Below are 3,933 nucleotides of genomic sequence, written 5' to 3'. Positions count from 1 at the left end.
ATACCTGATCCCTGTCGCGCAACTCTGCATAGGCGAGCAGCACATTGATTGCAGGAATCTCTGTTTGTCTGGTCATCGCGACACTCCCGTTCTCGGAAGGCCCTCACCGTTTGCCTGGGCATGCGGTGAAGGCCGGTAGGTACGCGACCTTCCCGATTCAGGAAGATCGCGCCTCAGGACTCAACATCAGGGCTCAGCATCCCCCCATGCCTTTATCGGGCCGGGCCCGACAGACTCAGTTGCACCACCACCCGGCGGTTGGGCTCATTGCAGGCAATCTTCTGCTGCATCGTGCCGCTGCAGTCGGCGACCACCGGATCGGAATTGCCCGCACTTTCCGCGGTGATCTTCTGCGCCGGAATACCCTGCTCGATCAGCATCCGGCGAACCGTCATCGCACGCTGCTCGCCAAGCTTCTGCGCCGCTGCGTCCGAGCCGATCAGGTCCGCGTGGCCGATCACCGTCACGGCTTGCAGCAAGGTGTTTTCCGCGCGAATCTGCTCAGCCAGATGTGCAATTGCCGCATGGCCTTTGACAGTCATGTCGCGATTGCCAGACTTGCCGAAGGCGAACAGCGTGTCGCCCTTGAGCGTGTATTCTTTCGCCGCGACAGGCTGCGCCACCGGGGCTGACGTCACGGGAATTGACGCAGGGTCACACGCCTCCACTGCCGATGCGCGGGAAAGCACGTGCATCTGGGCGCGCATGCCTTGCAACTGGGCTTCGGCTTCGTTGCGCGGCACCATGATCGGTGCATCATTGCTGCCAGCCGGCCCGACCTTCACGAAGTAGGTCATGCCGCCCTTCAGTTCTGCGCCGGATCGCCCGGTGGTCTTGCCTTTGTACAGCGGTGCGTCCTGAATGTAGGCGCCCAGCATGTGTTGGCCCGGCTTGACGCAGAAGATGCTGTAGCCATTGGGCAGCAATGCGGTCTGCAGTTCGCCATCAACGTAGACGTCGGCAGCGGCCGACCGGCCCGCACCCGCGGATGCATCACGGTAGTAGACGATCTGCGCCTGCTGGGGGCCGACCTGTCCGACCGGCGCGTAGCTCTGGCCGAATACCCTGCCGGGCTGCGTACCGGCACGGGCCGTCGGCGCGGTGCCGGGTGCGCCTGCCTGGGTGACCGGCGGCTGCGGGTTAGAGAAAGTCTGTTGTGCGATGGCGGGCAAGGTACCCGCCGTCACGAGCAATGCGCCTGCGAGCGCACGCATCAGGGTTTGATTGAAAGTCATGATCAGTTCGTCAAAAACGGTCCCCCGGGCAGCGCGATGCTGTTCAGGGAGCCTGATTAAATGGTTGGTGATTCCGGGTCCGCGACGCAGGTCATGCGTCGCGGATCATCCGGAGTTCAGTGGTTAAGCAGCGTCGTATCGACACCGTGCTGTACCAGCAGTTCGGCGTTCAGACCCGAGTGGTAGAAGACGTCATACGCGACGCCGCCCACGGTCGTGGTGCCAGACTGCTGCATCCAGTTGCCGACGTCGCCTCCGTCCGGCAGCAGATCGGACAGGTCGACCCTGTCGCCCGCATTGCCCTTGACCATCACCTGCGTGCGGCCGTCGGCAACGAACAGGTCCTTGCCGCCCAGATCGAGCACATCGCCCAGCGAAAGCCTGAGCGTGTTGTTGCCCGTACCAGTGATGTCGAACACTTCAATCGACGACAGCTTGCCGTGATGCTCGTTAAGCAGGTCCAGGGTCAAGCCTGCGCCTGACAGCTTCAGCGTGTCGATACCGCCTTGGCCATCAAAGGAGATGGCGCCACCTTCGAAATTCGACAAACCCTCCTTCTCCGAATATGACGCCAACAGCTCAGGGTAGCCGAACGTGAAGATGTTGCTCTCATCGTTGCCGACGAAGGGCCCAAAGGCGGCATGTTGCTGATCGATCAAGGTGTCGAAAGAGAAGTCCAGAAGCATGACGCTGTCCTCCGAATAGGCGAACTCCAATTTGACCATGGCGATCGGCTCGCCGTTTAGCGGCGCGTCAAAGTGATAGTCCACGCTGCCAGTACTCGAGGTGATAGCGGTTCTTCCAAGTTCGTGTCCTGCCGCATCTAGATAGACTACGAAGTTGCCTGAACCGATACCAACCTTGCTCAAACGAAGCGACACCGAACTTGTGGGGTCTTCGAGTTTGATGGCTATGGATTCCGACACCAAGGCCCCCTTCGCCCCGAGCACAAGACCCCTGTCTCCCCCAGCCGACGAAAAGCCGTTCAGATGAGCTGAGTCCACAGTAAAACCGTTGAAGCCGTTAAGCCAGTTGTCCTTTCCTATGCTCCACGTCGCAGTTTCAAAGTCCTCATGATGATGGGTGTTCAAATAGAGATTGCCAGCACCATCAACAAGCCCAACCCCGCTAATCCACCCACCAGAATTCACGATAAGGCCCGCGTCCACGACTTTAATCCCCGAGGCGATATCGGACGGCGTCAGCACGTAACCGAAATCGATCGAATTGACGGTCCCGTTATTAAAGATGACTCGATCTCCCACTGCCGCACCCTCAGGCAACACGACTGTAAGCGTATTACCATGCAGCTCCCACGAGGCCGGCGCACCAGGGCCCGACGTCTTGAGTGCTACATTTTGCGATACCACCTCGCCGCTACTGCCGTCCGCATCGACCACGCGTGTCTGTATCGTCCAGTCGGCGGCGTGCGCCGTATCGTCCTGGAACAACCAGTTCCCCTTATCGTCGATCAACGCGTCGTGCCACGTCTTGCCATCGTCCGTTGAGACCTGAACCATCTCGCCAGGCGCGAGCGCATCCGTCAGCGAGCCCATGATCAGGCGCCCCGCCGAGCCGTCATGGGTCAGGAAGTCGACGTTGCCGCTGTCCTTGCCCATGTATGTGATGGACGCCTCAGCAGTCGGCGCTACCGTATCCACGATCACCACGTGCGGCTCCGACGGCCTGCTTTCGTTGCCCGCGGGATCACGCTCCACCACCGTGAACTCGTGCTCGCCTTCTTCCAGCGGCGTATCAGGCGTGAAGCTCCAGTTGCCGTCCTCGTCGACCTGCGTCTCGCCAACCGGCGTGCCGTTGTCGATCACGATGATCGTGTCGCCCGGTTCACCCTTGCCCACCAGCGTCGGCGTCGTGTCGTCCGTGCTCTCGCCATTGCCCACCGGTCCCTGAACCAGACCCACGTCGTCAATCACTTCGCCAATGACTGGCTGGTCCGGCGCAGTCGTGTCCACGATCACCACGTGCGGCTCCGACGGCCCGCTTTCGTTGCCCGCGGGATCACGCTCCACCACCGTGAACTCGTGCTCGCCTTCGTCCAGCGGCGTATCAGGCGTGAAGCTCCAGTTGCCGTCCTCGTCGACCTGCGTCTCGCCAACCGGCGTGCCGTTGTCGATCACGATGATCGTGTCACCCGGTTCACCCTTGCCCACCAGCGTCGGCGTCGTGTCGTCCGTGCTCTCGCCATTGCCCACCGGTCCCTGAATCGGACCTTCGTCGTCAATCACTTCGCCAATGACCGGCTGGTCCGGCGCAGTCGTGTCCACGACTACCACGTGCGGCTCCGACGGCCCGCTTTCGTTGCCCGCTGGATCACGCTCCACCACCGTGAACTCGTGCTCGCCTTCGTCCAGCGGCGTATCAGGCGTGAAGCTCCAGTTGCCGTCCTCGTCGACCTTCGTCTCGCCAATCGGCGTGCCGTTGTCGATCACGACGATCGTGTCGCCCGGTTCACCCTTGCCCACCAGTGTCGGCGTCGTGTCGTCCGTGCTCTCGCCATTGCCCACCGGTCCCTGGATCGGACCTTCGTCGTCAATCACTTCGCCAATGACTGGCTGGTCCGGCGCAGTCGTGTCCACGATCACCACGTGCGGCTCCGACGGCCTGCTTTCGTTGCCCGCGGGATCACGCTCCACCACCGTGAACTCGTGCTCGCCTTCGTCCAGCGGCGTATCAGGCG

2 protein-coding genes are annotated in these 3,933 nt (G+C 61.6%); both read right to left on the bottom strand.

What is annotated here, in order from left to right; all coding sequences use genetic code 11:
• Positions 1-212: 212 nt before the first annotated feature.
• Positions 213-1,172 carry an OmpA family protein gene (locus F6X37_RS35320; protein WP_262420160.1) on the bottom strand — a complete coding sequence of 320 codons (960 nt, stop codon included), beginning with the start codon at positions 1,170-1,172 and terminating at the stop codon, positions 213-215.
• 179 nt (positions 1,173-1,351) lie between these two features.
• On the bottom strand, positions 1,352-3,933 hold a 2,582-nt coding region (locus F6X37_RS35315; RefSeq protein ID WP_262420159.1), incomplete at its 5' end, for an Ig-like domain-containing protein.

The sequence above is a fragment of the Paraburkholderia sp. 31.1 genome (assembly GCF_014397645.1).
Lineage (GTDB): Bacteria > Pseudomonadota > Gammaproteobacteria > Burkholderiales > Burkholderiaceae > Paraburkholderia > Paraburkholderia tuberum.
This window is presented reverse-complemented; position numbering and strand designations above follow the sequence as displayed.